24 protein-coding genes and 1 tRNA gene are annotated in these 26,469 nt (G+C 64.4%); 4 read left to right on the top strand and 21 right to left on the bottom strand.

All coding sequences use genetic code 11. The features are described 5' to 3' along the window. Positions 1–35: 35 nt before the first annotated feature. A tRNA-Leu gene (locus tag N5A92_RS09935) sits at positions 36–120 on the bottom strand. A 421-nt stretch (positions 121–541) separates the two neighbouring features. Here N5A92_RS09935 and N5A92_RS09930 point away from each other — a divergent pair. Beyond that, positions 542–682 carry a DUF1127 domain-containing protein gene (locus N5A92_RS09930; protein WP_260902219.1) on the top strand — a complete coding sequence of 47 codons (141 nt, stop codon included), beginning with the start codon at positions 542–544 and terminating at the stop codon, positions 680–682. Between the two features lie 137 nt (positions 683–819). Here the strand turns inward: N5A92_RS09930 and N5A92_RS09925 are convergent, their stop codons facing one another. Continuing rightward, positions 820–1,395 (bottom strand): hypothetical protein, encoded by a 576-nt coding sequence (locus tag N5A92_RS09925; protein ID WP_260902217.1) that lies wholly within the window; start codon positions 1,393–1,395, stop codon positions 820–822. 97 nt (positions 1,396–1,492) lie between these two features. Between N5A92_RS09925 and trmFO the strand changes: the two genes are divergently transcribed. Further along, a complete protein-coding gene (gene trmFO / locus N5A92_RS09920; protein WP_260902215.1) occupies positions 1,493–2,899 on the top strand; it encodes a methylenetetrahydrofolate--tRNA-(uracil(54)-C(5))-methyltransferase (FADH(2)-oxidizing) TrmFO in 1,407 nt (468 codons plus the stop codon). 38 nt (positions 2,900–2,937) lie between these two features. Here the strand turns inward: trmFO and N5A92_RS09915 are convergent, their stop codons facing one another. The 5 genes from N5A92_RS09915 to yajC all read right to left on the bottom strand — a co-directional run bounded on the left by N5A92_RS09915 (position 2,938) and on the right by yajC (position 8,953). Further along, positions 2,938–4,683: a DUF4153 domain-containing protein gene (locus N5A92_RS09915; protein ID WP_260902214.1), complete on the bottom strand. Its 1,746-nt coding sequence runs from the start codon at positions 4,681–4,683 to the stop codon at positions 2,938–2,940. A gap of 94 nt (positions 4,684–4,777) precedes the next feature. Next, positions 4,778–5,620: a phytoene/squalene synthase family protein gene (locus N5A92_RS09910; protein WP_260902212.1), complete on the bottom strand. Its 843-nt coding sequence runs from the start codon at positions 5,618–5,620 to the stop codon at positions 4,778–4,780. Between the two features lie 2 nt (positions 5,621–5,622). Next, entirely contained in the window at positions 5,623–6,012 is a 390-nt protein-coding gene (locus N5A92_RS09905; protein ID WP_260902209.1) for an Mth938-like domain-containing protein, read from the bottom strand. Then, positions 6,012–8,564 carry a protein translocase subunit SecDF gene (gene secDF, locus N5A92_RS09900; RefSeq protein WP_260902206.1) on the bottom strand — a complete coding sequence of 851 codons (2,553 nt, stop codon included), beginning with the start codon at positions 8,562–8,564 and terminating at the stop codon, positions 6,012–6,014. The genes N5A92_RS09905 and secDF overlap by 1 nt, the downstream gene beginning before the upstream one ends. A gap of 50 nt (positions 8,565–8,614) precedes the next feature. Further along, positions 8,615–8,953 (bottom strand): preprotein translocase subunit YajC, encoded by a 339-nt coding sequence (gene yajC / locus N5A92_RS09895; RefSeq protein WP_260902204.1) that lies wholly within the window; start codon positions 8,951–8,953, stop codon positions 8,615–8,617. 213 nt (positions 8,954–9,166) lie between these two features. Between yajC and N5A92_RS09890 the strand changes: the two genes are divergently transcribed. Continuing rightward, a complete protein-coding gene (locus tag N5A92_RS09890) occupies positions 9,167–10,045 on the top strand; it encodes an ATP-binding protein (protein ID WP_260902203.1) in 879 nt (292 codons plus the stop codon). A gap of 21 nt (positions 10,046–10,066) precedes the next feature. Here the strand turns inward: N5A92_RS09890 and N5A92_RS09885 are convergent, their stop codons facing one another. The 11 genes from N5A92_RS09885 to nagZ all read right to left on the bottom strand — a co-directional run bounded on the left by N5A92_RS09885 (position 10,067) and on the right by nagZ (position 19,932). Beyond that, a complete protein-coding gene (locus N5A92_RS09885) occupies positions 10,067–11,326 on the bottom strand; it encodes a peptidoglycan DD-metalloendopeptidase family protein (protein ID WP_260902202.1) in 1,260 nt (419 codons plus the stop codon). A 141-nt stretch (positions 11,327–11,467) separates the two neighbouring features. Continuing rightward, positions 11,468–12,118 (bottom strand): protein-L-isoaspartate(D-aspartate) O-methyltransferase, encoded by a 651-nt coding sequence (locus N5A92_RS09880; RefSeq protein ID WP_260902201.1) that lies wholly within the window; start codon positions 12,116–12,118, stop codon positions 11,468–11,470. Next, positions 12,115–12,873 carry a 5'/3'-nucleotidase SurE gene (surE, locus tag N5A92_RS09875; protein WP_260902200.1) on the bottom strand — a complete coding sequence of 253 codons (759 nt, stop codon included), beginning with the start codon at positions 12,871–12,873 and terminating at the stop codon, positions 12,115–12,117. The genes N5A92_RS09880 and surE overlap by 4 nt, the downstream gene beginning before the upstream one ends. Before the next feature lie 5 nt (positions 12,874–12,878). After that, the gene (serS, locus tag N5A92_RS09870) at positions 12,879–14,369 is read right to left on the bottom strand and encodes a serine--tRNA ligase (RefSeq protein ID WP_260902199.1); all 1,491 of its coding nucleotides are present in this window, start codon (positions 14,367–14,369) and stop codon (positions 12,879–12,881) included. 62 nt (positions 14,370–14,431) lie between these two features. Continuing rightward, positions 14,432–15,241: a twin-arginine translocase subunit TatC gene (gene tatC / locus N5A92_RS09865; RefSeq protein ID WP_260902346.1), complete on the bottom strand. Its 810-nt coding sequence runs from the start codon at positions 15,239–15,241 to the stop codon at positions 14,432–14,434. A gap of 47 nt (positions 15,242–15,288) precedes the next feature. Next, complete coding sequence (tatB, locus tag N5A92_RS09860; RefSeq protein ID WP_260902198.1) at positions 15,289–15,843, bottom strand: Sec-independent protein translocase protein TatB; 555 nt, start codon at positions 15,841–15,843, stop codon at positions 15,289–15,291. A 42-nt stretch (positions 15,844–15,885) separates the two neighbouring features. Beyond that, positions 15,886–16,104 carry a twin-arginine translocase TatA/TatE family subunit gene (locus tag N5A92_RS09855; RefSeq protein ID WP_260902196.1) on the bottom strand — a complete coding sequence of 73 codons (219 nt, stop codon included), beginning with the start codon at positions 16,102–16,104 and terminating at the stop codon, positions 15,886–15,888. 42 nt (positions 16,105–16,146) lie between these two features. Further along, positions 16,147–17,250: an ABC transporter ATP-binding protein gene (locus tag N5A92_RS09850; protein ID WP_260902195.1), complete on the bottom strand. Its 1,104-nt coding sequence runs from the start codon at positions 17,248–17,250 to the stop codon at positions 16,147–16,149. A 48-nt stretch (positions 17,251–17,298) separates the two neighbouring features. Next, positions 17,299–18,036 (bottom strand): SMC-Scp complex subunit ScpB, encoded by a 738-nt coding sequence (gene scpB, locus N5A92_RS09845; RefSeq protein ID WP_260902194.1) that lies wholly within the window; start codon positions 18,034–18,036, stop codon positions 17,299–17,301. After that, entirely contained in the window at positions 18,033–18,830 is a 798-nt protein-coding gene (locus N5A92_RS09840) for a segregation and condensation protein A (RefSeq protein WP_260902344.1), read from the bottom strand. Before N5A92_RS09840 ends, scpB begins: the two co-directional genes overlap by 4 nt. 82 nt (positions 18,831–18,912) lie before the next feature. Next, positions 18,913–19,932 (bottom strand): beta-N-acetylhexosaminidase, encoded by a 1,020-nt coding sequence (gene nagZ / locus N5A92_RS09835; RefSeq protein WP_260902192.1) that lies wholly within the window; start codon positions 19,930–19,932, stop codon positions 18,913–18,915. A gap of 162 nt (positions 19,933–20,094) precedes the next feature. On the opposite strand from nagZ, the gene N5A92_RS09830 reads away from it, so the two are divergent. Further along, complete coding sequence (locus N5A92_RS09830; protein ID WP_260902191.1) at positions 20,095–20,280, top strand: hypothetical protein; 186 nt, start codon at positions 20,095–20,097, stop codon at positions 20,278–20,280. A 355-nt stretch (positions 20,281–20,635) separates the two neighbouring features. Here the strand turns inward: N5A92_RS09830 and N5A92_RS09825 are convergent, their stop codons facing one another. The 3 genes from N5A92_RS09825 to N5A92_RS09815 form a co-directional block, all read right to left on the bottom strand. Further along, a complete protein-coding gene (locus tag N5A92_RS09825) occupies positions 20,636–23,053 on the bottom strand; it encodes an SPOR domain-containing protein (RefSeq protein ID WP_260902190.1) in 2,418 nt (805 codons plus the stop codon). Between the two features lie 99 nt (positions 23,054–23,152). Beyond that, positions 23,153–24,910 carry an arginine--tRNA ligase gene (gene argS, locus N5A92_RS09820; RefSeq protein ID WP_260902189.1) on the bottom strand — a complete coding sequence of 586 codons (1,758 nt, stop codon included), beginning with the start codon at positions 24,908–24,910 and terminating at the stop codon, positions 23,153–23,155. A 60-nt stretch (positions 24,911–24,970) separates the two neighbouring features. Then, entirely contained in the window at positions 24,971–26,179 is a 1,209-nt protein-coding gene (locus N5A92_RS09815; RefSeq protein ID WP_260902188.1) for a deoxyguanosinetriphosphate triphosphohydrolase, read from the bottom strand. Between the last annotated feature and the right edge of the window lie 290 nt (positions 26,180–26,469).

Here is a 26,469-nt window from a genome sequence, read left to right as displayed (position 1 = left end):
GCTCAGCCTGCCGAAAGATCTTTTCCGGGGTGGCCTGGTGCGGGTGGAGGGACTTGAACCCCCACGGCTTGCGCCACAGGAACCTAAATCCTGCGTGTCTACCAGTTCCACCACACCCGCTTTCCGAAAGCCGACGCTCCCGAAAGCGCGGGTTCTATATCACTTGAGCCTGGGTGATCAAAGGAAATTTGCCCGCATTCGGCTTCTTCAGCGCTGCGAACGCTTAGGTTGAACGGCGGTCCCGTTCCACAGCTGCCCCCCTACGTCTACAGATCGGCGAGGGTCCGCAGCACGTTCGTGAACTGAGAAGCACACCGCAATCGCCGGCGGGATCGTCCAATGCCCTGATCGGCCAATGTTTTTTAAACAAAGATGGCGGACGAACCGCATATTGTGACAAGCCCGTGGCTTATTGATGATGCAATGCACAATACGCATTGCTGCTATGCAACATTAGCTCTTCCGATGCGTGACGAACGAGCCTATCTCTCGCTCACAAGATGGTTGAACGAACCAAGACGAACACAGAGCGAGCAAGACGATGAACCTGATCCGCAACTACCGTAACTGGCGCCGCTACCGGCAGACGGTTAACGAACTGAGCCGCCTTTCCACCCGCGAGCTGAACGACCTCGGCATCGCCCGTGGCGACATCCCGTTCGTGGCGCGCAAGTCTCTCTAACGAACACGAATTTCGCCAGGGTTACCTCCTCCCAACCCTGACGGATGCGACCGGCCTTCACCTCCTCCCGATCGCCGGTCACCAAAACGACACCCGCCGGACCTCCTCCCCCGGCGGGTGTTGTTTTTTCTTCCCTTCTAACGCTCTCCCAACACACCACGCTGGCGCCAGCGCTCAAGCGGCATGATGTCTGGAGGACCTCCTGCGGGCTCGTACCAGCTGTCGACCGCCCAGCGCGTTCCGTCCGGCGCCTTGATGACGGCAGTCGCGTGCGGATAGCGCTGGTCGAGGAAGAACCCGCGCGAGGCGTTTCCCTCCACCCGATGATGACGCAAGAGCTTCAGGCGGTCGAGAAGGTCAAGCAAGACGCGCGTATTGGTCGATTCGTCGATACAGTCCATCTGTCCCTTCACACGCGCCCCGCCGATTTCTCCCTTCGGTTTGTCGGCAACGCCTATTGTCTTCGTCACCAGCTCTTCGAAATACTGGACCGCTTTGGCAATCGCCGCCTGCTCCTCAGCGGCGGAGCCATGCCCGCCGCGCATGATCGCGACGAAACGCTGGCGCATCTGGTCGGTAATCACAAGACGGGTCTTGTAGGCACAGCCGTAGCCACTGCAGACGTAAATATGTGAAGGCACGGACATCGCTTCCGCGCCCGGCACGACAGCCGCCGCGAAAAGCAGCGCGAGAACCGATTCTCGTATGTGCATGCGACCCGCCAAACCGAGGCCTCCCGCCACAGCCGCAAATCAACGCCGCAACCCGGTTTTCGTTGCATTCGCGCCCACTTCACCCTATCTCGGCGCCATGACACATGCACCCATTCACGTGATCGGCGGCGGGCTTGCGGGCTCGGAAGCCGCCTGGCAGGCGGCCGAGGCCGGCGTGCCCGTCATCCTGCACGAGATGCGCCCCGTGCGCGGCACGGATGCGCACAAGACGGACGGCCTCGCCGAGCTCGTCTGCTCCAACTCCTTCCGCTCCGACGACGCCGAGACGAATGCGGTCGGCCTTCTACATGCCGAAATGCGGCTGGCCGGCTCGTTGATCATGCGCGCGGGCGATGCCAGCCAGGTGCCGGCCGGTGGCGCGCTTGCAGTCGACCGTGAGGGTTTTTCGCAAGCCGTCACCCGCGCCATCGAGGCACATCCGCTGATTACGGTCGTGCGCGAGGAGGTAGGCGGACTGCCGCCGGCCGAATGGGACCAGGCGATTATCGCCACCGGCCCCCTCACCGCACCCTCCCTTGCCGAGGCTATCCGCGCGGCCACGGGCGCCGAGGCGCTCGCCTTCTTCGATGCCATCGCGCCGATCGTGCACTTCGACACGGTCGACATGAATGTCTGCTGGTTCCAGTCGCGCTATGACAAGGTCGGCCCCGGCGGCACCGGCAAGGACTACGTCAACTGCCCGATGAACAAGGCCGAGTACGAAGCTTTCGTGCAAGCCCTGCTGGACGGCGAGAAAACCAGCTTCAAGGAATGGGAAGGCACGCCTTATTTCGACGGCTGTTTGCCGATCGAGGTGATGGCCGAGCGGGGACCGGAGACGCTGCGCCACGGGCCGATGAAGCCGATGGGGCTCACCAACGCGCATAAGCCGGACGAGAAGCCTTATGCCGTCGTGCAGCTTCGCCAGGACAATGCGCTCGGCACGCTCTACAACATGGTCGGCTTTCAGACGAAGCTGAAATATGGCGAGCAGGTGCGCATCTTCCGCATGATTCCGGGGCTAGAGAACGCCGAGTTCGCCCGCCTCGGCGGACTGCACCGCAACACCTACATCAACTCGCCGGCGCTGCTCGACGGCACATTGCAGCTCAAATCACGGCCGGGCCTGCGCTTCGCCGGACAGATCACCGGCTGCGAGGGCTATGTGGAGAGCGCTGCGATGGGGCTCGTTGCCGGCCGCTTCGCCGCCGCGGAGCGTCTCGGCCGTCCTATCGCGCCGCCCCCGCCGACCACCGCCTTTGGCGCGTTAGTGAACCATATCAGCGGCGGGCATATTCTAGCCGACGACGAGCCGGGAAAACGCTCCTTCCAGCCCATGAACGTCAATTTCGGGCTCTTTTCACCGGTCGAGGTCCCCAAGGTGGAAGGCAAGCGCCTGCGCGGCAAGGAGAAGACGCTGGCGAAGAAGCGTGCGATCAGCGCACGTGCGCTTGCCGACTGCCGTGAATGGCTGGGCATCGCGGCGAGAGCGGCGGCGGAGTAATGGCCCCGCTCCCTCCCTTCACCGGAAGGGAAGAAGCGCTACCAATTGGCTGACCTGAGCAGGACCGTTCCCTGAAAAACCGTCAGGCGCGGTGCGTCGATGTCGGCATAGATGTAGGTTGGCACCAGCGTGATCCTGCGGCCGTCCGCGCTGAGGGGGAACGCCATCGGCTCGTCTGCCCCGCCGATCCGCGCCATGTCTTCGACCGTTTGCGCCGAAATCGTGAAGCGAACGGTCTCCTCGCCCGACGTCACGAGCAGCGCGTTGTCCCTCAGGCTGAAGGAAATCTCGCGCCCCGAGGGCAGACGGACGGGAACCGGAGACTCGCTGACAGCGGAGATATCCAAGTTCTGCACCATCACTTCGAATCCCGCCACCGCAAGGGCGGCAGGCCCGGAGTCGAAGGCAAGCGAGAAACCGCGCGGTCCGGAAAACCGTCGTGCCGGGTTAAGACGCCAGGCCTTGGCGGTTTCTATGTAAGCGTTGTCGGGCGAGATCTCGGTTCCCTCCGGTGCCACACGCCCAAGCGCCTTATGGCCATCCAGGAAGGTCAGCGCACTGAGCGCCTCCTTCTCGCGCCCTTCCTCCACCGGCGGATTTTGCACGATCTCAAGGAAACGGCTCGCCTGGCTCCTCAGCGAAACACCGAGCGCACCTTGCGGTCCGAAGCTCCCGAGAATGAGGGCAGCCACCGGCAGGCCGGCGATCAGGCGGATATCGCCACGCAGACGCGGAAAGAGCTGCAGGGCGAGGACGATCGCCATGACGCTGCCGAAGAGGCCGAGCAGGAAACGGTCTGGCGTGATGCCGTACTCTCCTACCCTCAAAGCCAACGCATAGAAGAGAAGCGCAAGCGGTACGGGCAGGAAGAATGGCCACAAACGCAGGAAAGCCCGTGTCGGCGCCCGCGCCCGGTCGAAGAACGGGTTGATGATCAGGAGTGCACCGAAGAGGCACAGGCCGTAGGCCAGCACCAGCCAGCCGATCTGACCCTCAGGCACCTCGCGGGTGACAGCGATCTTGAGTGCATAGAGGTGCAGGATGATCGCATAGACGATGAGCAGCGGCGCGGCGAGGAAATCGCCTAGCGCGCGCATACCGCGATCCATGAAGCCCGTGACGATTTCGCCCGGCTTCTCGTCGAAGCGGTCGGGGAGTTGCCCCATGCCGAAAAGGGGTGCCGCAAAGAGCGCGGTAAAAACCCAGACGTGCTCGTAAAGCCGATCCGGCACGTCGAGCCCGAAAAGGAGCGTCAGGCTTGCGAGAATCGCCGAGATGCCCCCGGCGAGCAAAAGCAGTGCCAGGAGACCGAGAAAGACCGCGAAGGCGGCCCGTGCCGAAAACATCCAGAATGAACCGCTGCCGCCGCGCCCTATGAACGGGGCGACCGGGACGAGGCCGATAAGCGCCAGGATCAACGCCCATTGCAGCGAGAGGAAAGTATAGGGAAGCCCGACCAGGGAGAAAGCGGCCAGACCTGCCACGACGGCCATAGCAAATCGCCCTAGCCTTGAAATGCCATGTGCCTCACCAAGGAGCGTGGCAGCGAGCGCAGCCAGCGCACCGCTCGCCAGCCCCACGACAAACTCCGGGAAGGTGGCACGACCATGCCCCTCCAGATCGAAGAGGCGGATATCGGCAATCAGAAGGTGCTGCTGAACGGCCGTCGCCAGCAGAAACACTGTCGCCACGGGAAAGCGGAAGACCGCCTCGCGCAGGCCGGCGAGCATTTCCAAGGATACCGCGCCCCAACCTGTTCCCGCGTTCCCTTCCAGCGCTGTCATCGCGAATCTCCCCCGGACGTCAAAAGATTAAGGAAAACAGCTTTCGAGAGCAAAAAAGGGCGGTGGAAATGGGGCGCCTTCGCCTTGGGTGGCATCACCAACCGCGCATGGCGTGGCTGAGAAGCAGCCAGTGGCGACGCATGGGAGAGATGGCGGCAATATCCTCCAGCGGGTCGACGGCGCCACGTTCGATGCGGTCGAGATAAGCACCGGCAAGGGCTACAGGCAGATAGGCCGGGCGCAGCGAGCCGGGCAGCGCTCCCGCGCCCTCGCGGAAAGCCGCCAGATGCTCCCGCCCAAGCGCTGTCATGGCGGCAACCGCCCGCGCCGCGCCCTCCCTGTCTTCACCGGCAATCAGCGCCTCACGCGTGGTGCCGACCGCCTGCAGCATGTCGAGCGGAATGTAGCACTGCCCGCGCCGGCGGTGGATCGGCAACAGCCGCAGAAGGCCGGCAATCGCCTGGGCGCAGCCGGCGTGGCCGGCGAGCGCCGCCGTCCGTCCCGCTGCCTCGACATCGAGCACGAGAGCGCAGAGCTGGATCAGCGCCGACGCCGTCTCGCCGCAATAGCCTTCCAGATCGGTTCGGCTCGGCATGGGATCGTCGTAGAGGTCGAAGATGCGCGCTTCCAGCATGTTCTCGAAAGTGGCGGCCGGTAGGCGATGGGCGCGGATCGTCTCGATAAGAGCGGTCGTCACTGGATGCCCGCCCGCCGCCTCCGGATCGCCCGCCGCCAGTACATCTCGCCACCACTGCAGGCGCACCTCGCCGGGAAGCGGCTGGCTGATGCGGTCGCGCACCGCCCCGATTTCGGCATTGAAGGCGTAGAGCGAGAAGAGTGCACCGCGCCGCGCCACCGGTGCGTAAAGGGTGGCAAGATATCGGTCGGGATCGGCCTGGCGGACGATCGCAAGCGCCTCGGTCTCGGCCGGGCTCATTCTCAATCGACGGCGATCAGTGCCGCGGCCACCGCGCGTTCTTCGGCCAAAAGCACGTTAAAGGTGCGCACTGCCGCCCCGGTCGCCATGGTCTCGACCGCCATTCCAGCTTCCTTCAGCTTCACGCGGAGTGCGGCCGGCAGAGGCAAGAGCGCCCTACCGGTTCCCACCAGCAGTATTTCAATGGCGTCCGCCTCCGCCAGCGGTCGGGCGAAATCCTCTTCGCCCAGCGCCGTGGCGTCTTCGGCCGCCCAGCCATGAATGCCGGAGGGAAGACATAGGATCGAACCGCGATGGGACATCTCGGCAAAACGGAAACCGCCATTGCCATAGGCGTCGATTGCGGCGCGGCCCGGAAAATGGGCCGCGCGGATCTGCACTCCACCACTCATTACTTGGCCGCCACCTCGTCGCCGCTCTTCTCTTCCTGGGTCCCTGCCTGCGCCACCGAGGGCCGCATCCTGAACAGGATGAGCAGCGGCCCGGCAACGAAGATCGAGGAGTAGGTACCGATGATGACGCCGAAGATCATGGCCGCGGTGAAGGAGCGGATCACCTCGCCACCGAAGATATAGAGTGCCACCAGTGCCAGAAGCGTGGTCACGGAGGTCATGACCGTGCGCGACAGCATCTGGTTCATCGACAGATCGAGCAACTGCGGCAGCGGCATCTTCTTGAAGCGCCGCAGATTCTCGCGCACGCGGTCGTAGACCACCACCGTGTCGTTCAGCGAATAGCCGACGATCGTCAGGATGGCGGCAATACTCGACAGGTTGAACTCTATGCCGGTGATGACGAAGAAGCCGATGGTCATGATCACATCATGCAGCGTCGCCAAGATCGCACCCACGGCGAACTGCCACTCGAAGCGCAGCCAGATGTAGATCAGGATTGCGAACAGCGATACCAGAACGGCGATCGTGCCGGCGCGTGCGAGCTCGCTGGAGACCGTCGGCCCCACCACCTCGACGCGGCGGAAGGTATAGTCGTTCTCGAGTTCGCCCCGCACCTTGGCGATGACGCTCTGCTCGGCACTCTCGCCGGCATCCTGCGCCTGGACGCGGATCAGCACCTCACGCGGGTCTCCGAACTCCTGCACCTGTACTTCGCCGAGATTGAGCCCCGAGAGGCGACTGCGGATATCGGCAAGATCGGCATCGCCTTCCTTCGCCTGCACCTCGATGATCGAGCCGCCCTTGAAGTCGATGCCGTAGTTCATGTCGACGGTGACGAAGAGCGCGACCGCGGCGATCGACGCCGCCGCCGAGAGCGTGAAGGTAAGACGGCGCAGCCACATGAAGCCGATGCCCGTCTCCGTCGGCACGACTTGAAGCGGCATGCGCGGCAGCTCTTTCGGCCTGCGCCGCTTCACCCACTCCGCCACCATCCAGCGCGTCAGCGTATAGGCGGAGAGGACGGTCGTGATGATACCGATGGCTAAAGTCACGGCGAAGCCGCGCACGGGACCGGTACCGAGATAGAACAGGATGACAGCGGCGATCAGCGTGGTGACGTTGGCATCCACGATGGTGCCCAGCGCCTTCGAGAAGCCCGAATCGACCGCCTGGATGATCGACCGGCCGCCGGCTCGTTCCTCGCGTATGCGCTCGAAGACAAGCACGTTGGAATCGACCGCCATGCCCATCGTCAGCACGATGCCGGCGATGCCGGGCAGCGTCAGGGTGGCGCCCAAGCCGGAGAGGATCGCCACGATCATGCAGATATTCGCCACGAGCGCGACAACGGCGAAGATGCCGAGCAGCCCGTAGACGGCGATCATGAAAAGGACGACGAGCGCCGCACCGATCATCGACGCGACCTTGCCGGCGTCGATGGAGTCCTGCCCGAGGCCCGGCCCCACCGTGCGCTCCTCGATCACCGTCAGCGTCGCCGGCAGCGCGCCGGCACGCAGAAGCACAGCAAGATCGTTGGCGCTCTGGACGGTGAAATTGCCGGAGATCTGGCCGCTGCCGCCAAGGATCGGCTCGCGGATCTGCGGCGCCGAGATCACCTGTCCGTCGAGAATGATTGCAAAGAGACGGCCGACGTTTTCCTGGGTCGCCTGGCCGAAGCGGGTGGCGCCCCTGGTGTCGAACCGGAAGGAGACGACGGGCTCGTTGGTGCGCTGGTCGAAGGTGGCCTGAGCGTCGACGAGGCTCTCGCCCGAAACGATGACGCGGTCTTCGATGAGGTAGGGCACCGGCGGATCGTCCATCGAGTACATCACCGTCGTGCCGGCCGGCGGCCTGCCCTCGATCGCCTCCTGGACGGGTACCGACTGGTCCACCATCTGGAAAGTCATCTTGGCGGTCTGGCCGAGGATGTCCTTGAGCCGCTCGGGGTCGTCGAGGCCCGGCACCTGGACAAGTATCCTGTCATCGCCCTGGCGCTGGATGACGGGCTCTGTGGTGCCCAGTTCGTTGACACGGCGGCCGATCACTTCGATCGATTGTTCGAGTGCGCTGGCCAGGCGGTAGCTGATGCCCTCCTCCGTCAGGTCCAGCCGCAAAAGGCCGGGCTCCGGCTCTGTCAACGACAGTTCACTGATCGTGCCGGAGCCGAGCAGACCGGAGGCAACGGGCTGCACCAACTCGTCCAGCGCCTGTCTCGCCGCATCCACCTCGCTTGCATCGCGGATGCGCACCTGTACGGCCTGACCGGAGACGGACAGGCCGGTATAACCGATGCGTTCGCCGCGCAGGAGCCGGCGCACGTCATCGCGGGTGCTCGTCAGACGCTCGGCTATCAGCTCGCCACGGTCGATCTGCAACAGGATGTGCGAGCCACCCTGCAGGTCGAGCCCCAGCGTCATGGGACGCGACGGCGCCCAGCCCGGCAGCGAAGAGAAGTATGATTGCGGAAGGACGTTCGGAGCGGCGTAGGCAACGCCGAGCGCCACGGCCAGCCAAATGAGGATCGTCTGCCAGCGCGGGAAATGTAACATGCTGCCTCTTTTTGTTGGGGCCTAAGCCCGGCCTTCCGCCTGCAATAGGGCTATTTCTTGGCGGTCTTCTCGACGGCCGGCTCGCCCTTGACCCGCACATCGGCAAGCATGGAGCGTACCGCCGTCACCTTGGTGCCACCGCCCAGGTCCACTTCCAGCTCGTTGTCGCCGATGACCTTTGTCACCTTTCCGACAAGCCCGCCCCCTGTGACAACCGTGTCGCCCCGCCGCACCGCCGCCAGCATCTCGTTGCGCTTCTTCATCTGCTGGCGCTGCGGCCTGATGATAAGGAAATACATGATCACGAAAATCAGCACGAACGGCAGGATGCTGACGAAAATGTCGGGTGCTCCCGCGCCCGCCTGGGCATAAGCCGGTGTCACAAACATGAAAAACTCCTAGAAAGTACGGAAAGGGCCGGAAATTCCCAGCCGTCAAGCTCGCGCGGGAATATAGATGTTCGCACCCCGTTTGCAACTGTCCGCGGCCGGTCTTCCCCCTTTGCCGTCGCGCGGCGCCAAGCTTGCAAATCGTCAATGGCTGTGACAGAACCGTACCGTACGGTACTGACATGTGAGCCACCGCCGGCTCGAAGAGTGATCATGAGCGAAAAGACCATCGAAGCGCTGAACCAGAAGCTGGACCGGCTGATCGACGTCATCTCCCGCATGGCCCCTGCCCGCGCGGACGAACCGCGTTTCGAGGAAGCAGACTGCTTCGTCTGGCAGGCCGAGAGCGGATCGCTGATGCCGGTCGGCAAGGTGAACCGCGTCGACCTTTCGCTCATACACGGCGTCGACCGGGTACGCGACATCCTCACCGACAACACGCGGCGTTTTGCCGCCGGCCTGCCGGCCAACAATGCCCTTCTGTGGGGTGCCCGCGGCATGGGCAAGTCGTCGCTGGTCAAGGCCGTGCACGCCGAGGTCAACCGCACGCGGAATAAGGATGCGGCGCCCTTGAAGCTTATCGAGATCCACCGTGAGGATATCGAAGGCCTGCCAAGGCTCATGGCTCTGGTGAAGGCGGATGGGCACCGCTTTATCCTGTTCTGCGACGACCTGTCCTTCGATCGGGATGACACGTCTTACAAGTCGCTGAAGGCAGCGCTTGAAGGAGGGGTGGAAGGGCGCCCGGACAACGTCATCCTCTACGCCACCTCGAACCGTCGCCACCTTCTGCCGCGCGACATGATCGAGAACGAGCGTTCGACGGCCATCAACCCGTCTGAAGCGGTGGAGGAGAAGGTGTCGCTGTCGGACAGGTTCGGCCTGTGGCTCGGTTTCCACAAATGCTCACAGGACGAATATCTCGCCATGGTCGAGGGCTATGCGCATTACCATGCGCTGCCGATCGAGGCTGAGACGCTGCGCACGGAAGCCCTGGAATGGGCGACCACCCGCGGCAGCCGCTCGGGCCGCGTCGCCTGGCAGTTCATCCAGGACCTGGCCGGCCGGCTGGGGAAGAACCTCAGAGACTGAAGGGGCGCCTGCTCCGCCCGCCTATTCGAGGTAGGTCATCGGGTCGACCGGGCTGGTGCCCTTACGAACCTCGAAATGCAGCTTCGGGCTGTCGGTTTGGCCGCTCATGCCCGAAAGCGCGATCTCCTGGCCGCGCTTCACGTTATCGCCGCGCTTCACCTTCAGGTCCGAGGCGTGGCCATAGACGGTCACCAGCCCATCCTCATGGCGCACCAGGACGGTGTTGCCGAACCCTTTCAGCCCGTCGCCGGAGTAGATGACGACACCGTTCTCCGCCGCCCGCACGGAGGTACCCTCAGGCACGGCGATGTCAATGCCGTCGCTGCTGCCGCCGCTGAAATTCGAGACGACACGGCCGCGTACCGGCCAGCGCAGGCGGCCGACGCCGGTGGAATCAGGCGTCAGCGCGGCGACCTCGGTGGATTCCTCCTCCTTCGCGGCCCCGGCCTTGCTGTCGGAAGGCGGCGTGTAGGCGGAGACCTGGGATTTCTCCTCTTCCTGTTTGGAAGGGGGTGCGGCGGCCGTGGTGACTGGATCGGCGGCCTTCGGCTGCTCCTGCTTCGCCGGCGCCGCATTGGCTACGGTCGCGCCCGCGGACGGGATCGTCAGTTTCTGGCCAATCTGGATCACGCCGCTGGAGAGGCTGTTGGCCCGCTTGATGCTCTCAACGCTGGCGCCGGTCTTGCGGGCGATGCCGTAGAGCGTGTCGCCGGAGGTGACCGTGTAGGAGCCGCCGGCCGAGGGCGATGTGTTGCCGGTCTGCCCATTGCTCTTTTCCTGCGGCTTCGGCGCTTGCGGCAGCACTGCTGCCTGGCTTTCCGGCTGCGGCGGATTGGGAGCGGGTTGCTGCTCGCGGTGCGCCTGCTGCGGGCTGGCGGTGGCGGGCGCGGAACGTTCTCCCTGCGTGCTCGTCGGCGGGGGCAACGGCTGGGAAGACACCGTGGGCTGGCTTGCTGCTGGTGCGGAGTACACCGGCGTCGAGGGGCTAGGAAGTGCGGCCGGCGCGCTGCTGCTCTGCGTTGCACCGCCGACCGGCACTTGCGGACGGACGATCTTTCCGTAACGGGGCTGCTCACGCCGGCCGGACTGTGTATCGCCGGGGTAAGGCTGATTCGCCTGGGCCACCACGACTGGAGCGTTGCTGCCCGTTGAGTTGGTGACGAGGCCGTCGTTCAGGCTGGCGGCGCCCGAGCTGCAGCCGGCGGCGATGCCACCCACCACGAGGACAGCCGCGCCTCGTGCCAGAGTGCTTCGATGTTGTCCTGTGATGCCGAAACGCATGGAGCTACCCGCACTTATCCCGTTACTCGAAACAGGCATGATTAAAGCGCGTTAATGTTACTGGCGGGTTAATCCAATCCGACCCTTTGCTTGGTCGCAATTCCGGACGGAAAACCGGTTCCCACTTTTCCTGGAATTGCTCTAAAGAGCCTCGGCAATGCCCTTGATCAGCGGCTGCAGGCGGACGGGCTCCAGGTCGATGCGCTCGAACCGGCTGCCGATCTTCTGGAACTTCGCCATCAGCTGCACGTCCTCGGCAGGGCCGACTGGCGCCACCATGATGCCGCCGCTCGTCAGGAGATCGACGAAGCGGCGCGGCGGCTCCTCGAAGGCGGCCCACACGACGATGCGGTCGAACGGGCCGTCGGCAACGCCGTCCAGGCCGTCCGCCTGGCGGGCGATGACGTTCTCGAGGCCGAAAGCCTCATGGCGCAGACGCGCTTGCTCGACCAGCGTCTTATAGCGGTCGACGGTCAGCACACGCTCGGCCAGCTTGGCCATCACCGCGGCCGTATAGCCGGACCCGGTGCCGATCTCCAGAACACGCACGCCCGGCTGGATTTCCAGCGCGTCGAGTACCACCGCCTGCAGGTCGCAGGCTTCGAGTGTCTCACCACACTCGATGGGCACCGTGCGGTTCGACCACGTCCATTTCTGCCATTCGGCCGGCACGAAGCCGGCGCGCGGCGCCGCCTCCATCGCCGCAAAAAGCGCATTCGAGCCGATGCCCCGCGCGCGGCAGCGCAGCATGAATGCGGCAAAGCCCTCGCGTTCGTCGTCCGTTGCAGTCACGAAAGCGCCTTCGAAAGCCGTTCGCGCACCTCGTGCGCCGTGAGATCGAGATGCAGCGGCGTGACGGAGATATAGCCGTCGCGCACGGCGGCCTGGTCGCTCCCCTTGCGCACTTCCTCCTCCTTGCGGCCGAAACGCAACCAGTAATAGGGAAAGCCCCTGCCGTCCCGGCGCTCGTCGATCCACAGCCCGTGCACGAGCTTGCCCTGGGAGGTGACGATGGCGCCCTTCACCTCCTCGGGCGGACAGTTGGGGAAATTGACGTTGAGGAACACACCCGTGGGCAGGTCGGTGGCAACCAGCTTCTTGAGGAGCGGTGGCGCCACCGCCTCCGTCGTGTCCCACGGGATATAGCGGATATCCTCGGCGAAATCGTAGGCCTGGCTGAGCGCGATCGCGCGGATGCCGAGCAGCGTGCCTTCCATGGCGCCCGCCACGGTGCCGGAATAGGTGACGTCGTCGGCGATGTTGGTGCCGTTGTTGACGCCGGACAGGATCAAGTCCGGCGGCGCATCCATCACCTTGCGCACGCCCATGATGACGCAATCGGTCGGCGTGCCGCGCAGTGCATAGTGCCGGTCGTCGATCTTGCGCATCCTGAGCGGCTCGGACAGCGACAGCGAGTGCGCGAAGCCCGACTGGTCCGTCTCCGGCGCCACCACCCACACATCGTCCGAAAGCGTACGGGCGATGCGCTCCAAGACCTGCAGTCCCTCGGCGTGGATGCCGTCGTCATTGGTCAGAAGAATGCGCAAGGCCCCTACCCTTTTGCCGCTTCGATCCTCGTTGTTCCACCCATATAGGGCTGCAGGATTTCCGGAATGCTAATGCTGCCGTCTTCGTTCTGGTAATTTTCCATGACGGCGATCAGCGCGCGGCCCGTCGCGACGCCCGAGCCGTTGAGCGTGTGCACGAAGCGCGTCTGCTTTTCGCCGGAACGGTAGCGCGTGTTCATGCGCCGCGCCTGGAAATCGCCGCAGACCGAGCAGGAAGAGATTTCGCGGTAGGCGTTCTGGCCGGGGAGCCAGACTTCGATGTCGTAAGTCTTCCGCGCGCCGAAGCCCATGTCGCCGGTGCACAGGACAACGGTGCGGAAGGGAAGGCCGAGTTTCTTCAGCACCGTCTCGGCGCATTCGGTCATGCGCTCGTGCTCTTGAAGCGATGATTCGGCATCGGTAATCGACACCATCTCGACTTTGTAAAACTGGTGCTGGCGCAGCATGCCGCGCGTGTCCTTGCCCGCCGAGCCGGCTTCCGAGCGGAAGCATGGGGTGAGCGCAGTGTAGCGCAGAGGGAGCGTGTTGGCGTCGAGGATTTCTTCGCGGACGAGATTGGTGAGCGGGACTTCGGCGGTGGGGATGAGGCCTAGTCTTTTCGAGAGTCTTAGAGCGGGATCAATGGTTGCAAAGTAGTCGTCAATTAAGAACATGTCGGCCGCGTTGCGCGCTACGACGTCAGCTATCTCTCGCATCCGCTGAGGTGAAACTGCATCATTAATTTTGCCAATAGTTACTTGCCCCGTAGACAGCAACGTCCTGCGCAGGCGCTCGCTCCACTCGGGCGTTCGCGGATCGGTGAAAAAAAGATCCTCCTCAAACTTCGGCAACTGTCCCGTCCCGAACAGCGCATCATCCCGCACCAGCAGCGGCGGCTGCACCTCCGTGTAGCCGTGCTCGGTCGTGTGCAGGTCGAGCATGAACTGGCCGAGCGCGCGTTCGAGCCTTGCGAGTTGCCCCGAAACCACGGTGAAGCGGCTTCCCGACAGCTTCGCCGCACGCTCGAAGTCCATCATTCCCAGCGCTTCGCCGAGCTCGAAATGTTCCTTCCATGAATTGGCGCGCTTCGGCTCCCCGGCTCGCCGCACTTCGACATTGTCCTTCTCGTCCGCGCCCTCCGGCACGTCGTCGAGCGGCACATTGGGGATGCGGGCAAGCTGGTCGCGCAGGTCCGCGTCAAGCTCGCGCTCCTTCGCCTCGCCGCTCTGCACGAAGCCTTTCAGCTCCGCCACCTCGGCCTTGAGCTTCTCGGCCAGCGCCTGGTCGCCCGCGCCCATCGCCTTGCCGATCTCCTTGGAGGCGGCGTTGCGGCGCTCCTGGGCTTCCTGCAGCTTCGTCAGATGCGTGCGCCGGGCCTCGTCGGCGGCGATCACGGATTCGACCGTGGACCGCGCCTCGGCCTCCGCCTGCCCGCGCTTCTTCAGCGCGAGCACGAGGTCTTCGGGGTTCTCGCGAATCCATTTTATGTCAAGCATGATCGAGGTTCCGGGCGTGCGAATGACCGTCGCCCGGGGAAAAAGTGCAACGCGGGAGGTCGTTAGGAAGCTGATTCGGTTCTGGCAGCGGTTTCCGTGTCTGCCGCCGTATCAGCGCTTTCCTTTTCCGCCTCGTCCCTCGCGCGTCTGCGCTCCACCATCCGGGCGCTCCAAATGGCAATCTCGTAGAGAAGGATGGTGGGAAGCGCAAGACCGATCTGGCTCACCGGGTCTGGTGGCGTCAGCACCGCGGCAACCACGAAGGCGGCGACGATGGCGTATTTGCGCTTGTCGACCAGCCCCTGCGAGGTCAGGAGCCCCACCCGCGCCATCAGCGTCGTGACCACCGGCAACTGGAAGACCAGGCCGAAGGACAGGATCAGCGTCATGATGAGACCGAGATATTCCGAAACGCGCGGCAGCAGCGAAATCTGAATCTCGTTGTCCGGCCCCACCTGCTGCATGGACAGGAAGAACCACATGACCATGGGCATGAAGAAGAAATAGACAAGGCTGCCGCCGATCAGGAACAGAATGGGCGAAGCAATGAGGAAGGGCAGGAAGGCATGCCTTTCATTGCGGTAGAGGCCCGGCGCCACGAACTTGTAGACCTGCATGGCGATCACCGGAAAGGCCAGCACCAGCCCGCCGAACATGGCCAGCTTGATCTGCGTGAAGAAGAACTCCTGCGGCGCGGTGTAGATGAGGTCGACCTTCTCCGAATCGAGACCCGCCCAGTCGCTCGCCCACTGGAAGGGAACGACCAGCAGGTTGAAGATGCCCTTGGCGAAGAAGAAACAGACCAGAAACGCGACGAAAAAGGCGGCGATCGCCCACATGAGACGAGAGCGCAGCTCGATCAGGTGCTCCATCAGCGGCGCTGATGACTTGTCGATATCGTTGTCTTCGTTCTTGGCGCTCACGGCGCGGTTCCCGTTGTCTTTTTCCCGCGCGCTGCGGGCTTGGCCTGCGCCTGTTTGGCGGTGGATTTGGCGCCAGGCGCGTTCTTAGGTACAGCTGTTTTCGCCGCCGGCTTGGTGGCACGCCTGGTCGCCGTTTTCTTGGCTGCAGTGGGCTTGGCCGCCGTGGATTTGGCGGGCGCAGGCTTCTCGCTGGGCGGCGCGTCAGGCTTCGCCTCGGCGACCGCCGGAGCCTCGGAGGCCGCCTTCGGTTTCATTGTCTCGTCGAGCCCGCTGCGGACGTCACGCCCGGCCTTTTCCAGCGGACTGAGATGCTTCTTGATCTCACCGCGCGGGTCGAGCTTTCGTGCGTCGTCGGCTAAGCGCTTCACGTCATCGAGCTCAGCCTCCCGCAGCGCTTCGTCGAACTGCTTGCGGAAGTCGCCGGCCATCGATCGCAGCTTGGTCGTCGTGCGGCCGAAGCCGCGCAGGACGCCGGGCAAGTCCTTCGGCCCGACGACGACGATCAGCACGATCGCGATGACAAGAAGTTCAGGCCATCCCAAGTCAAACATCGGTCATTTCCAAGGATTAGGCGGCAGGCGCCAATGCCAGCGTCAGGACTTGCTCGCCTTTTCCTTGGCGTTCTTCACCGGCTCGTCTGCCTGGTGTTCGACGGTCTTGGCCTCCTCGGCTTCGTCGTCCGACATGCCTTTCTTGAAGCTCTTGATGCCCTTGGCCATGTCGCCCATCAGCTCGGGGATCTTACCGCGGCCGAACAGGAGCAGAACCACCACAAGCACGATGAGCCAGTGCCAGATCGATAGGGAACCCATGATTATGATCTCTTTTGCCTGAAGTTCAGTTGTCGTTCTGATTTATGCGCTTTCGCGCCGTCTTTCAAACACTAGAACGTCGCTGGGGCGCACGTTGAGCGATATGTCGCGCACACCGGGTGCGAATTGGCTGCGGCGGATGCGTGCGCGCACGTGCTCTTCGACCCCCTCGACCGCCAGTTCGAGAAGCTCCACAACGCCCAGAAAGCGCCTGGAGACGATCCGCGCCGGCACGCCCTGCCCCTCCTCGCCCACCTCGAAACCGGAAAGCCGGACGGCCACCGTCACCGGCGTCCCGTCGGCCAGATCCGGTGCGGGAAACCGTCCAAGCGGCGTGTCGGCCGCACCGTTCGCCATGCGCCCATCGAAAAGGTTGAGCTCCGAAAAGAAGCCGGCGACGAAAAGATCAGCCGGCCTCAGATAGAGTTCCTCGGCCGTTCCCACCTGCACCAGCCGCCCCGCCCTGAGCAACGCAATGCGGTCTCCCAGCCGCATCGCTTCCTCCGCATCGTGGGTCACCACGATGGCCGTCGCCCGGCTCTGGCGCAGGATGGCGAGTGTTTCAGCCCGCACCGTGTCCTTGAGCCTGGAATCGAGGCCGGAGAAGGGCTCGTCCATCAAAAGCACCGCAGGGCGCGGGGCAAGCGCCCGGGCCAGCGCCACGCGCTGCTGCTCGCCGCCCGAAAGCACATGCGGATAGGCCCCGGCATAACCCTCCAGCCCCACCCGCGAAAGCGCGATCATCGCCTCGCCCTTCGCCTCCTCGCGCGACAGGGCAGTAAGGCCGAAACGCACGTTGTCGAGAATGGTGAGATGCGGAAAGAGCGCGAAGTCCTGGAAGACGAGGCCGATGGAGCGCTGCTCCGGCGGCAGGAAGACGTTAGGCCCCGCAATCTCCCGGTCGTTGAGGAGCACGCGTCCGGCACTCTGGGTCTCGATGCCGGCGGCAATCCTGAGAAGCGTCGTCTTGCCGGAGCCCGACGGCCCCAGAAGGCACAAAACCTCGCCCGGCTCGGCAGCCAGCGTTACGTCCTCGAGTGTGACCTGGTCGGACACGAAGCGGTGGCTGACCTGTTCGAACGCCAGGCGGGCGGCGAAGGTAACTCCGGCGGTCACCCGCGCCGGCTTTTCGTCCGTCTCGCTCATCGTTGCGGCGTTCTCATCCTTCCGGCGCTGTCCGTGCGCCGGAAGCGGTCAATCACCCTCGACCCGCGGTGTCAACAGGCCGAGTTCTTCGAGGTCGATATCCGTCAGCGGATCCTCGTCCTCGCCCAGCGTGTCCGCGTCGACCGGCGGCTGCGGTACGGAGAAGTTTGTGGGCATGCGGGAAGAAAGCAGCCCCGCCCCTCTCAATTCGTCGAGCCCCGGCAGGTCGCGCAACTCCTCAAGGCCGAAATGGTCGAGGAAGTCGGTCGTCGTGCCGTAGGTGACGGGTCGGCCCGGCGTGCGGCGGCGCCCGCGCATGCGCACCCAGCCGGTCTCCAGAAGGATATCAAGGGTGCCCTTGGAGGTCTCCACCCCGCGGATCTCCTCGATCTCGGCGCGCGTGACTGGCTGATGGTAGGCGATGACGGCAAGCATTTCGAGGGCCGCGCGCGACAGCTTCTTCTGCTGCGTCGACTGGCGGCTCATCAGGAACGCGAGGTCGCCCGCGGTGCGGAAGGCCCAGCAGTCGTCCACCCGCACGAGATTGACGCCGCGGCGTGCATAGTCGCTTTTCAACTCCTCCATAACCGCCGCAACGTCGGTACCGTCCGGCAGCCTGTCGGCCAGCGCCTTGGAAGACACGGGCTCGGCGCTTGCAAAGACAAGCGCTTCGGCCATGCGCTTGGCTTCGGCGAAGGCGATGCCGCCCGCCGGCCGCTGCCGCGTGTCGTCCGCCGGGCCGTTGTCCTCGGCACGGAATGGAACCACGTTCGCGCTCTCGTTCATGGCATTTCCCGGTTGTCCAGCGGCCGTTTAGGGCCGTTTCGCATATAGAGCGACGCGAAGGGCTCGTGCTGGCGGATTTCCAATGCCCCTTCGCGCACCAGCTCCAGACTTGCAGCGAAGGTGCTGGCGACCGCCGTCGTCCGATCCTCCGGCCGCGTCAGATAGGCGATCAGGAAGCGATCGAGCGCAGTCCACTCGGAAAGCTCACCGACCATGCGGGTGAGGATGTCGCGCGCCTGCTTCAAGGACCACACGCCGCGCTTGGCGATCTGCACATTGGTGATGGCGCGGCGCTGGCGCTGGCCGGCATAGGCGGTCAGCAGGTCGTAGAGCGTTGCCGAATAGTCGCTCTTCTTCTCGACGACCACCGGCTCCGGCATGCCGCGGGCGAAGACGTCGCGCCCCAGCCGGTTGCGGTTGACGAGGCGGGCGGCCGCATCGCGCATGGCCTCGAGCCGCTTCAGGCGGAACTGCAGCAGCGCCGCCATTTCCTCGCCGGAGGGCTCCTCGTCGCCCTGCTGCTGGGGGATCAGAAGGCGCGACTTCAGATAGGCGAGCCATGCCGCCATCACCAGATAGTCGGCGGCAAGTTCCAGCCGCATACGCCGAACCCGCTCGACGAATTGCAGATACTGCTCCGCTAAGGCCAGGACGGAAATCCGCGCCAGATCGACCTTCTGGTTGCGCGCCAGGTGCAAAAGCAGATCGAGCGGCCCTTCGAAACCCTCGACATCGACGGTCAGCGCCGGCTCGGAGACGCCGCGTTCGCCCTCCTCCGCCCACAGCTTGTCCATGGGGATGGGTTTGCCCGTTCCCCCCTGCCCCGTCGTCTTCTTCGCTGCCTCGGCCACTCTCAGCCGTTCCTTCTTCCCGCGTTCAGGCCGCAGCCTCAAAAAGGCTCTGGAATTCGGCGCGCGCCGCGGCCTCGTCTGTCTCATCGCACGCGCCGAGCATTGCAAGCGCGGCATCCGCTCGCGCCTTTGCCTTGCCTGCCAATTCCGGCGTTCGTTGGGCGACGGCCCGCATCTCGTCCATCACGCCGTTGCAATGAAGGACGACATCGCAACCGGCTGCAAGGATTGCCTGCGCGCGGGCGCCGTAATCCCCAGAAAGAGCGTTCATCGACACGTCGTCGCTCATCAAGAGCCCGTCGAAGCCGATCTCGCCGCGGATGATATCGGCGATCATCCGCGCCGACGTGGTGGAGGGATTATCCGGATCGACCGCCGCGTAGACCACATGGGCCGTCATCGCCATGGGCAGATCACGGAGCGCCTTGAAGGGCACGAAGTCACGTTCGCGCAGTTCACCGAGCGGCACCTCGACACGCGGCAGCGCATGGTGGCTGTCCGCGTTCGCGCGTCCATGACCGGGTATATGCTTCATCACCGGCAGGACGCCGCCCGCCAACAGCCCGTCCGCCGCAGCACGGCCGAGTGCGGCCACCGCCTGCGGGTCACCGAAATAGGCGCGCTTGCCGATCACATCATGCGCGCCGGCCACCGGCACATCGAGCACCGGCAGGCAATCGACCGAGAGGCCAAGGCGCGACAAGTCGAAGGCATGCAGCCGCGACATCAGCCACGCCGCACGCAAACCGGCTGCCTCGTCGCGGCCGTAGAGCGCACCGAGCGCTGCCGCGTGGGGATAGTCCGGCGCCAGCGGCGGGCGCAGCCGCTGCACTCGCCCGCCTTCCTGGTCGACGAAAACAGGTGCCCTTGGCCTGCCCACGCACTCGCGCATTGCCGCCACCAGATCGCGCACCTGGCCGGCCTCGGCAATGTTGCGCGCAAACAGGATGAAGCCCCATGGCCGCTTGTCGCGGTAGAAGGCCACTTCGTCGGCGCTAAGTCCCGTGCCGGCGGCGCCCAGGATCATTGCTTTTGATTCGCTCATAGAGCGAGGATAGCGGCAAGCGGCGGCATTGGCACGTCCGCTTGCGGCACGGCGACGGTTCGAGGATCCGACGAACTTGTCCTTCCACTTGAAAGCATGGTCTCTGGCAAATCGTGGGCTGAAGACACCGATATGCAGTGAAGGCGCGTTTGCGGAGGTCTGATGAAGTTGATTATTCGCGACTCCGCTCCGGCGGACTTGCCCGCCGTTATGGACATCCTCGAGGCCAAACGCGCGCTCCTGGCGACATTTGAACCCCGATTTTGGAAACAAGCACCGGCATCGCGTGAAACAACCGGCCCCTTCTTCGCATCGCTTATCGAATCAGCAAGCACGTCTTTCTCGTAGCCGAGCAAATGGGCCGGATTGGCGGCTTTATCTTTGCAAGCCCCATGCCGGTCCCTCCGGTCTACGTCGCCGGGTCGACGGCGATTGTCGATGATTTCGACGTGGCCGATCCCGGCACCTGGAATGAAATCGGTGGAGCATCGGTAGCAGAGGACACGCCGGCGCCTCAAAGAGCGCGGCGTCGTCCAGTTCGTCTTCATCAGCGCACGACGGAATACGGTGAAGATGAACTTTCTCCCAGCTTAAGGTCTTTCAGAGCACCCATCCTTGTTCAACGGCGAAGTCTGACAATACTGTTCACGCAGACAAAAACCCCGCGGAGCTCGGCGGTTTTATAAGTCTTGCGTTAGGCAGGCTACTTCGAAACGAAGCAGCTCCCGCCGGCCGCCTTAAGTTGTTCGCACAACCGGATCGCCTCGTCCTTGGAGGAGGAGGGAATGCGCACGCGGTAGTAGGTGCCCTTGCCGGCGATGTCGGCCTTGACGATGTTGACGCCCTTGCCTTGCAGCAGGTTGCCGTAGCGCTGCGCCAGTTCCTGGTATGATTGCTGCGCGCCTTCGACGCTGGCCTGCGAGGAAATCTGCACGGACCAATCGGAACCGGCGGCTGCCTGCGCAGGCGGCGGTTCGGCAGCGGCCACCTGTGTGGGCGTGCCCTGCTGCTGCGCTTGCGGTGCTTGGGAATTGGCATTGGCAGAGCTGTCGGCCTGCTGCTGTTGTGCAGTAGCGATATTGCTCGGCCGAGAAGGCGGAATCGGCCCGGAAGATGGCACCGACACCGCGTTCGCGGCGGCCGCCTCGGCGATATTGCCGTCAGCGTCGGTCTGGGTATTCCCCGTTGTGGCGGCTGCTTGTGCGTTTTCCATTGCAGCGGACGGCTCGTCCGTTGCTTGGGCCTGTGTGGCTGCCACCGTCTCGGAGTCCGCTGCAACGGCATTCGCCACCTCGTCGGCGTTGTTGCCCGCCGTCTCGACAGGCTCCGGCACGTCGTTCGGCACCATCGTACCGTCCGGCTGCACGACGAATGAGCGGACCCGGCGCGGAGCGAGCGTCGCAGTCTCGTTGCCGCTGCTCGCTTCCTCGATGGGATTCTCCAGCCGATCCTCCACCTTGGCCGCCGCAATGTCACTCGCCGGCGTCTCCACAGCGGGGTCACTCGTCGGTGTCTCCAGAGCAGGCAGGTCGACCGGCTCCTCGGTATTGGATACGAGCCGAGTCTGTCCTGGCTCGGCCACCTCGGTTTCGCCGGATACGCGCCTGTAGACCTGGTTGTCCTGATTGGGAATGGTGGTGCCGCCGGGGTTTTCCGGCTTCACCTTCACCGGCGTGTCGTCCGCCTTCACCAGGGCCGGCTCCTCAGCGTCACCGCCGCCGAAGCTGAGCGCGAACACCGTCACGCCGCCCAAAATGACCACGCCGCCGATCACTGCCGCTGCCATCATCGTACGAGAACCGAAGCGGCGTCCGCTCTCGGCCGCGGGCGGCTCGGCGCCGGGCGCTGGTTTCAATTCGTCGGAGGTCGCGCTCCACTCACGGATGTCCCGGTCATGATAGCTGGCGGCAGGATCGCTGTAAGCGTTTCCGCCGGAGTTCTGCGCCGCGTAAGCGGCGATCCCGGCTCCCACGCCTGCACCAATGCCGGCGGTGAGATAGTCGTCGATCTCCTCGTCATCCTGCTCCTGTGGCGCCTCGGTCCGGCGCGGGGCGGTTTCCATCCACGCGTCGTCCGGCCCGTCAGCCGCGTCGTTCCCCTCGCCGAAAGCGCCGGCCAACATCTCCTCGATCTCGTCGAACTCCGCCTTCACCTCTTCCTTCTGATAGGGGACCTCGGGCACATCGAGATTGTCGGCCAGGGCGACGGCGCCTTCGGGCACCTCGACAGTGTCGACTTCCGGCGGCATAGGATCGGCTGCAGGAGCTTCCGGCTCCGCATCGTGCTCACCGCCCTGATGCCAATCCTGACCATCGAGGCCGGCAAAAAGGGCTTCTGGCGACCACTCGCCCAGAGCGTCGCCTCCCGTAATCGCCTGCGGTTCATCCGCTGGCATCTCCGCGTCGTCTCCAGCCGGCGTGGAAGCGGGTATCCACCCGTCTTCCGGAACCTGGCTATACGTTGCTCCGGCCGCGTCGGCGGCAGAGAAGTACTCCGGCTGCTCGGAGACAGGCTCGTCCTCGCCGAAGGATGCATCGTGCTCGGCCTGGGCAGGAGCCTGCGGCTCTTCTCCAGTGGCTGCTGCGGCATCAGCTTCCTGATCGTACATGGCAAAGTCGGGATCAAGCGCCGCCAGATCCTCCTCGCGGATCATGAACGGATCGTCTCCGGCGCTTTCCTCCGCGCCCCCCTCCTCCGCAAACGCGGAAGGCTCGGCATGGGTGTCGTCGGCTGCTTCACTATCCTCGGCTGCGGCCGGCTCCTCAGCAGCGAACACGTCGTCGAATGCACTCTCGAACGTGTCGTCGAGCGTCGATTCGGGTTCTGCAACCTCCTCGGCGGAGAGATCCGGCTCAGGTGCCTGAGCATACTGCCGGAAGCTGACCTCCTCCTCGTCGAGCGCTGCATCAGCGACGTCGGGCTGATCAGCCTCGTCGGCCAGATCCCCCAACAACTCGTTCTCTAGTTCGAGGCTAAGGTTGTCCGTCGGTTCTTCTTGCGCCGACTCCGATTTCGGAATGGGACGCGTGTCGTGGCCCATGATCCGCGTCAGTTCGGCAAACGGATCGTCTTGCGCCAGATCTTTCGGCTCCGCGGCATTTGAATAATTACTGTCAGCCATGCCTTTTCCCACACTCGGTCGGACGCGGGCAACGTCGCACTATACTTGGTTGGCCCTACCAGCGCATTGTGGGCAAATGGTGACAGCTTCTGTCCGCAATCAGCGCATCTCCGCCGGCGCCTCCGCGCCTACGAGCGCCAGTCCTGACGTCACGACGTCGCAGACAGCCTGTACCAAGCCCAGCCTGGCCTGGGTCAACTCTGGGTGGTTAACCTTAACAAAACGTAAGTCGTCTGTCTCCGTGCCTCGATTCCACTGCGCATGGAACTGACTGGCAAGGTCGTAGAGGTAGAACGCAAGGCGGTGCGGCTCCAGCGCCTGGGCCGCACTTTCGATGAGTCGCGGGTATTCCGCCAGCTTGCGGATAAGCGCGACTTCGCCCTCGTCCTTGAGCAGATGCAGGGCCGAACGCAAGGCGGCGGGCTCGAAATTCTCCACACCGAGCTGCTCGCGTGCCTGGCGGAAGACCGAGTGGCAGCGCGCCGAGGCATACTGCACGTAGAAGACCGGATTGTCCCTGGACTGCTCGGTCACCTTGGCGAAGTCGAAGTCGAGCGGCGCGTCGGACTTGCGGTAGAGCATCATGAAGCGCACGGGGTCGCGCCCCACCTCGTCGATGACGTCGCGCAGGGTCACGAACTCCCCTGCCCGCTTCGACATGCGCACCGGCTCGCCGCCGCGATAAAGCTTGACGAGCTGGCACAGAAGCACCGTCAGGTTCAGCTTGCCGTCGGAGATGGCGCGGGCCAGCGCCTCCAGCCGCTTGACATAGCCGCCATGGTCGGCACCCAACACATAGATCAGGTGCTCGAAGCCGCGCGCGTATTTGTCCTTCATATAGGCCACGTCGGCGGCGAAATAGGTGAAGGTGCCGTCCGACTTGATCAGCGGCCGGTCGATGTCGTCGCCCACCTCGGTGGACCGAAACAACGTCTGCTCACGGTCTTCCCAGTCTTCCGGTAATTGTCCTTTGGGCGGCGGCAGCTTGCCCTTGTAGACGTGGCCTTTCATGGTCAGGTCGTTTATGGCGGAACGGATCGTCCCGCCATTGGCCGCGTGCAGCGAGCGTTCGGAGAAGAAGACGTCGTGGCGCACGTTGAGGGCGGCGAGATCTTCTCGGATCATCGCCATCATGGCATCGATGGCGCGGTCCTTGACGACTTCCAGTGCCTCCACTTCCGGCATCTCCAGAAGTTTCGTGCCGAATTCGTCGGCCAGCGCCTTGCCCACCGGCACCAGATAATCGCCCGGATAAAGCCCTTCGGGAATGGCGCCGGTCTCCTCTCCCAGCGCCTCGCGGTAGCGCAGCATCACCGACCGCCCTAGCGCGTCGATCTGCACGCCGGCGTCGTTGATGTAGTATTCCTTGGTGACGTCGTAGCCAGCGAATGCCAAGAGGTTCGCCAGCGCGTCGCCCACCACGGCGCCGCGACAATGGCCGACATGCATCGGGCCGGTCGGGTTGGCCGAGACATATTCGACGTTCACCTTGTGCCCTGCACCGACGGTCGAGCGGCCGTAGTCGGTACCAAGATCAAGCATCTCGGCGAGCTGAGCCTGCCAGAACTCGTCGCCAAGGCGCAGATTGACGAAGCCGGGGCCGGCCACGCTCGCTTCCGCCACGTCCGGGTCCTCGGCCAGCGCCGCAGCCAGCCGCTCGCCCAGCGCACGCGGGTTCTCACCCACCGCCTTCGACAGCACCATCGCCGCATTGGTGGCCAGATCGCCATGACTGGCGTCACGCGGCGGCTCCACCGCCACGCGCGAAAGGTCGAGCGCCCCGCCCTCCTTCGGCTTCAGCCCCAGTGCGTTGACGGCCTTGACGACCCGATCGGAAAAATCGGCAAAGATGTTCATGGACGATGTCCCGGATTGAGAACCACGCGGCAGCATCCGCCGCCGCAAGTCGCCTGCGCCCTATCGCAAATCAGGTGTGCGGTCAAACAGGCGCTCGTGCTCCTTGAGTGCATAGGTATCGGTCATCCCTGCCAGAAAGTCCGCCACGTCGCGCGCCTTGACGCGGTCCTCGGCCCGGTCGAGCCCCTCGCGCCAGCCTTCCGGCATCTCGCGCGGATCGGCGAAATAGGCGTCGAACAGGTCGCGCACGACGCGGTCGGCGCGGCTGCGCACCTCAAGCACGTCCGGGTGGCGGTAGAGATTTGCGTAGAGGAACGACTTCAACGCCTTCTCCTCCGCCGCCATGCCTGGTGAGAACGTGACCATGGCCCGCCCGGCGTCACGCACGTCCTCGGCCGAACGCGGATGCAAGGCCTCGAGGTTGTCGCGTGCCGTGTCGATGACATCCTCGACCATGATCGTAATCTGCCGGCGCATCAGCTCGTGCCCGGTGCGCACCGGGTCGAGACCTGGATAGCGCTCGCCGACCGCCTGCAGGATGCGCCCCGACAGTTCCACCCCGCGCAGCATGTCGAGCGTCAGGAGGCCCGCGCGCAGGCCGTCATCGATGTCGTGCGCATTGTAGGCGATGTCGTCGGCGATCGCCGCGCACTGCGCCTCGATGCTGGCGAAGCGGGAAAGCTCGAGGTCGTGCAGGGCCGAATAGTCGCGGATAGCTTGCGGCACTGGACCGTTGAGGCCATTGTCGTGCGCGTCGGTCAGCGGCCCGTTGTGCTTGACGAGCCCCTCCAGCGTCTCCCAGGCCAGGTTGAGGCCGTCGAACTCCGCGTAGCGGCGCTCCAGCCTGGTGACGACACGCAGCGACTGGGCATTGTGGTCGAAGCCGCCCCACGGCTCCATCTTGTCGTTCAGCGCCTCCTCGCCCGTATGCCCGAAGGGCGTGTGGCCGAAATCGTGCACCAGTGCCACCGCCTCGGCCAGATCCTCGTCGCAGCAGAGCGCGCGGGCGAGCGCCCGGGCTATCTGCGCCACCTCGATGGAGTGCGTGAGCCGCGTACGGTAGTGGTCGCCTTCATGGGCGATGAAGACCTGCGTCTTGTGCTTGAGCCTGCGGAAGGCCGTGGAATGGATGATGCGATCGCGGTCGCGCTGGAAGGGCGTACGCGTCGGGCTTTCGGGCTCCTCGCAAAAACGCCCGCGCGAGCGCTCCGGATCACAGGCGTAGACCGCGCGCGGCCGATAACCGAAGCCGATGCCGTTGACCCGCATTTCTCACACTCCCTGCGCCCTGCGTCGCTTTGCGGAAAACCGGATACGGGCGCGAGACGCGACGGCGTATAAAGACATACCGTTGAGCGTCTCGCGCCCGTAGGCGGCCGCTGCAAAGCCCTCCGGGCCCGTTGAAACAGGCGACAGTGTGCGTCGAGCGGCTTGTCCGATGTCCCGCATCGCGCGGCGCCGCTCTCGTGCCTTGTCGCCTGTTTGAACCGGCGCGGGGCACAGGGAGTGTGAGAAACGCGGGTTAAGATGTGCCGGGCTTGCCATATCCGCTGCTTGTT

This window comes from Chelativorans salis (genome assembly GCF_025336525.1).
Classification (GTDB): Bacteria; Pseudomonadota; Alphaproteobacteria; order Rhizobiales; family Rhizobiaceae; genus Chelativorans; species Chelativorans salis.
This window is presented reverse-complemented; position numbering and strand designations above follow the sequence as displayed.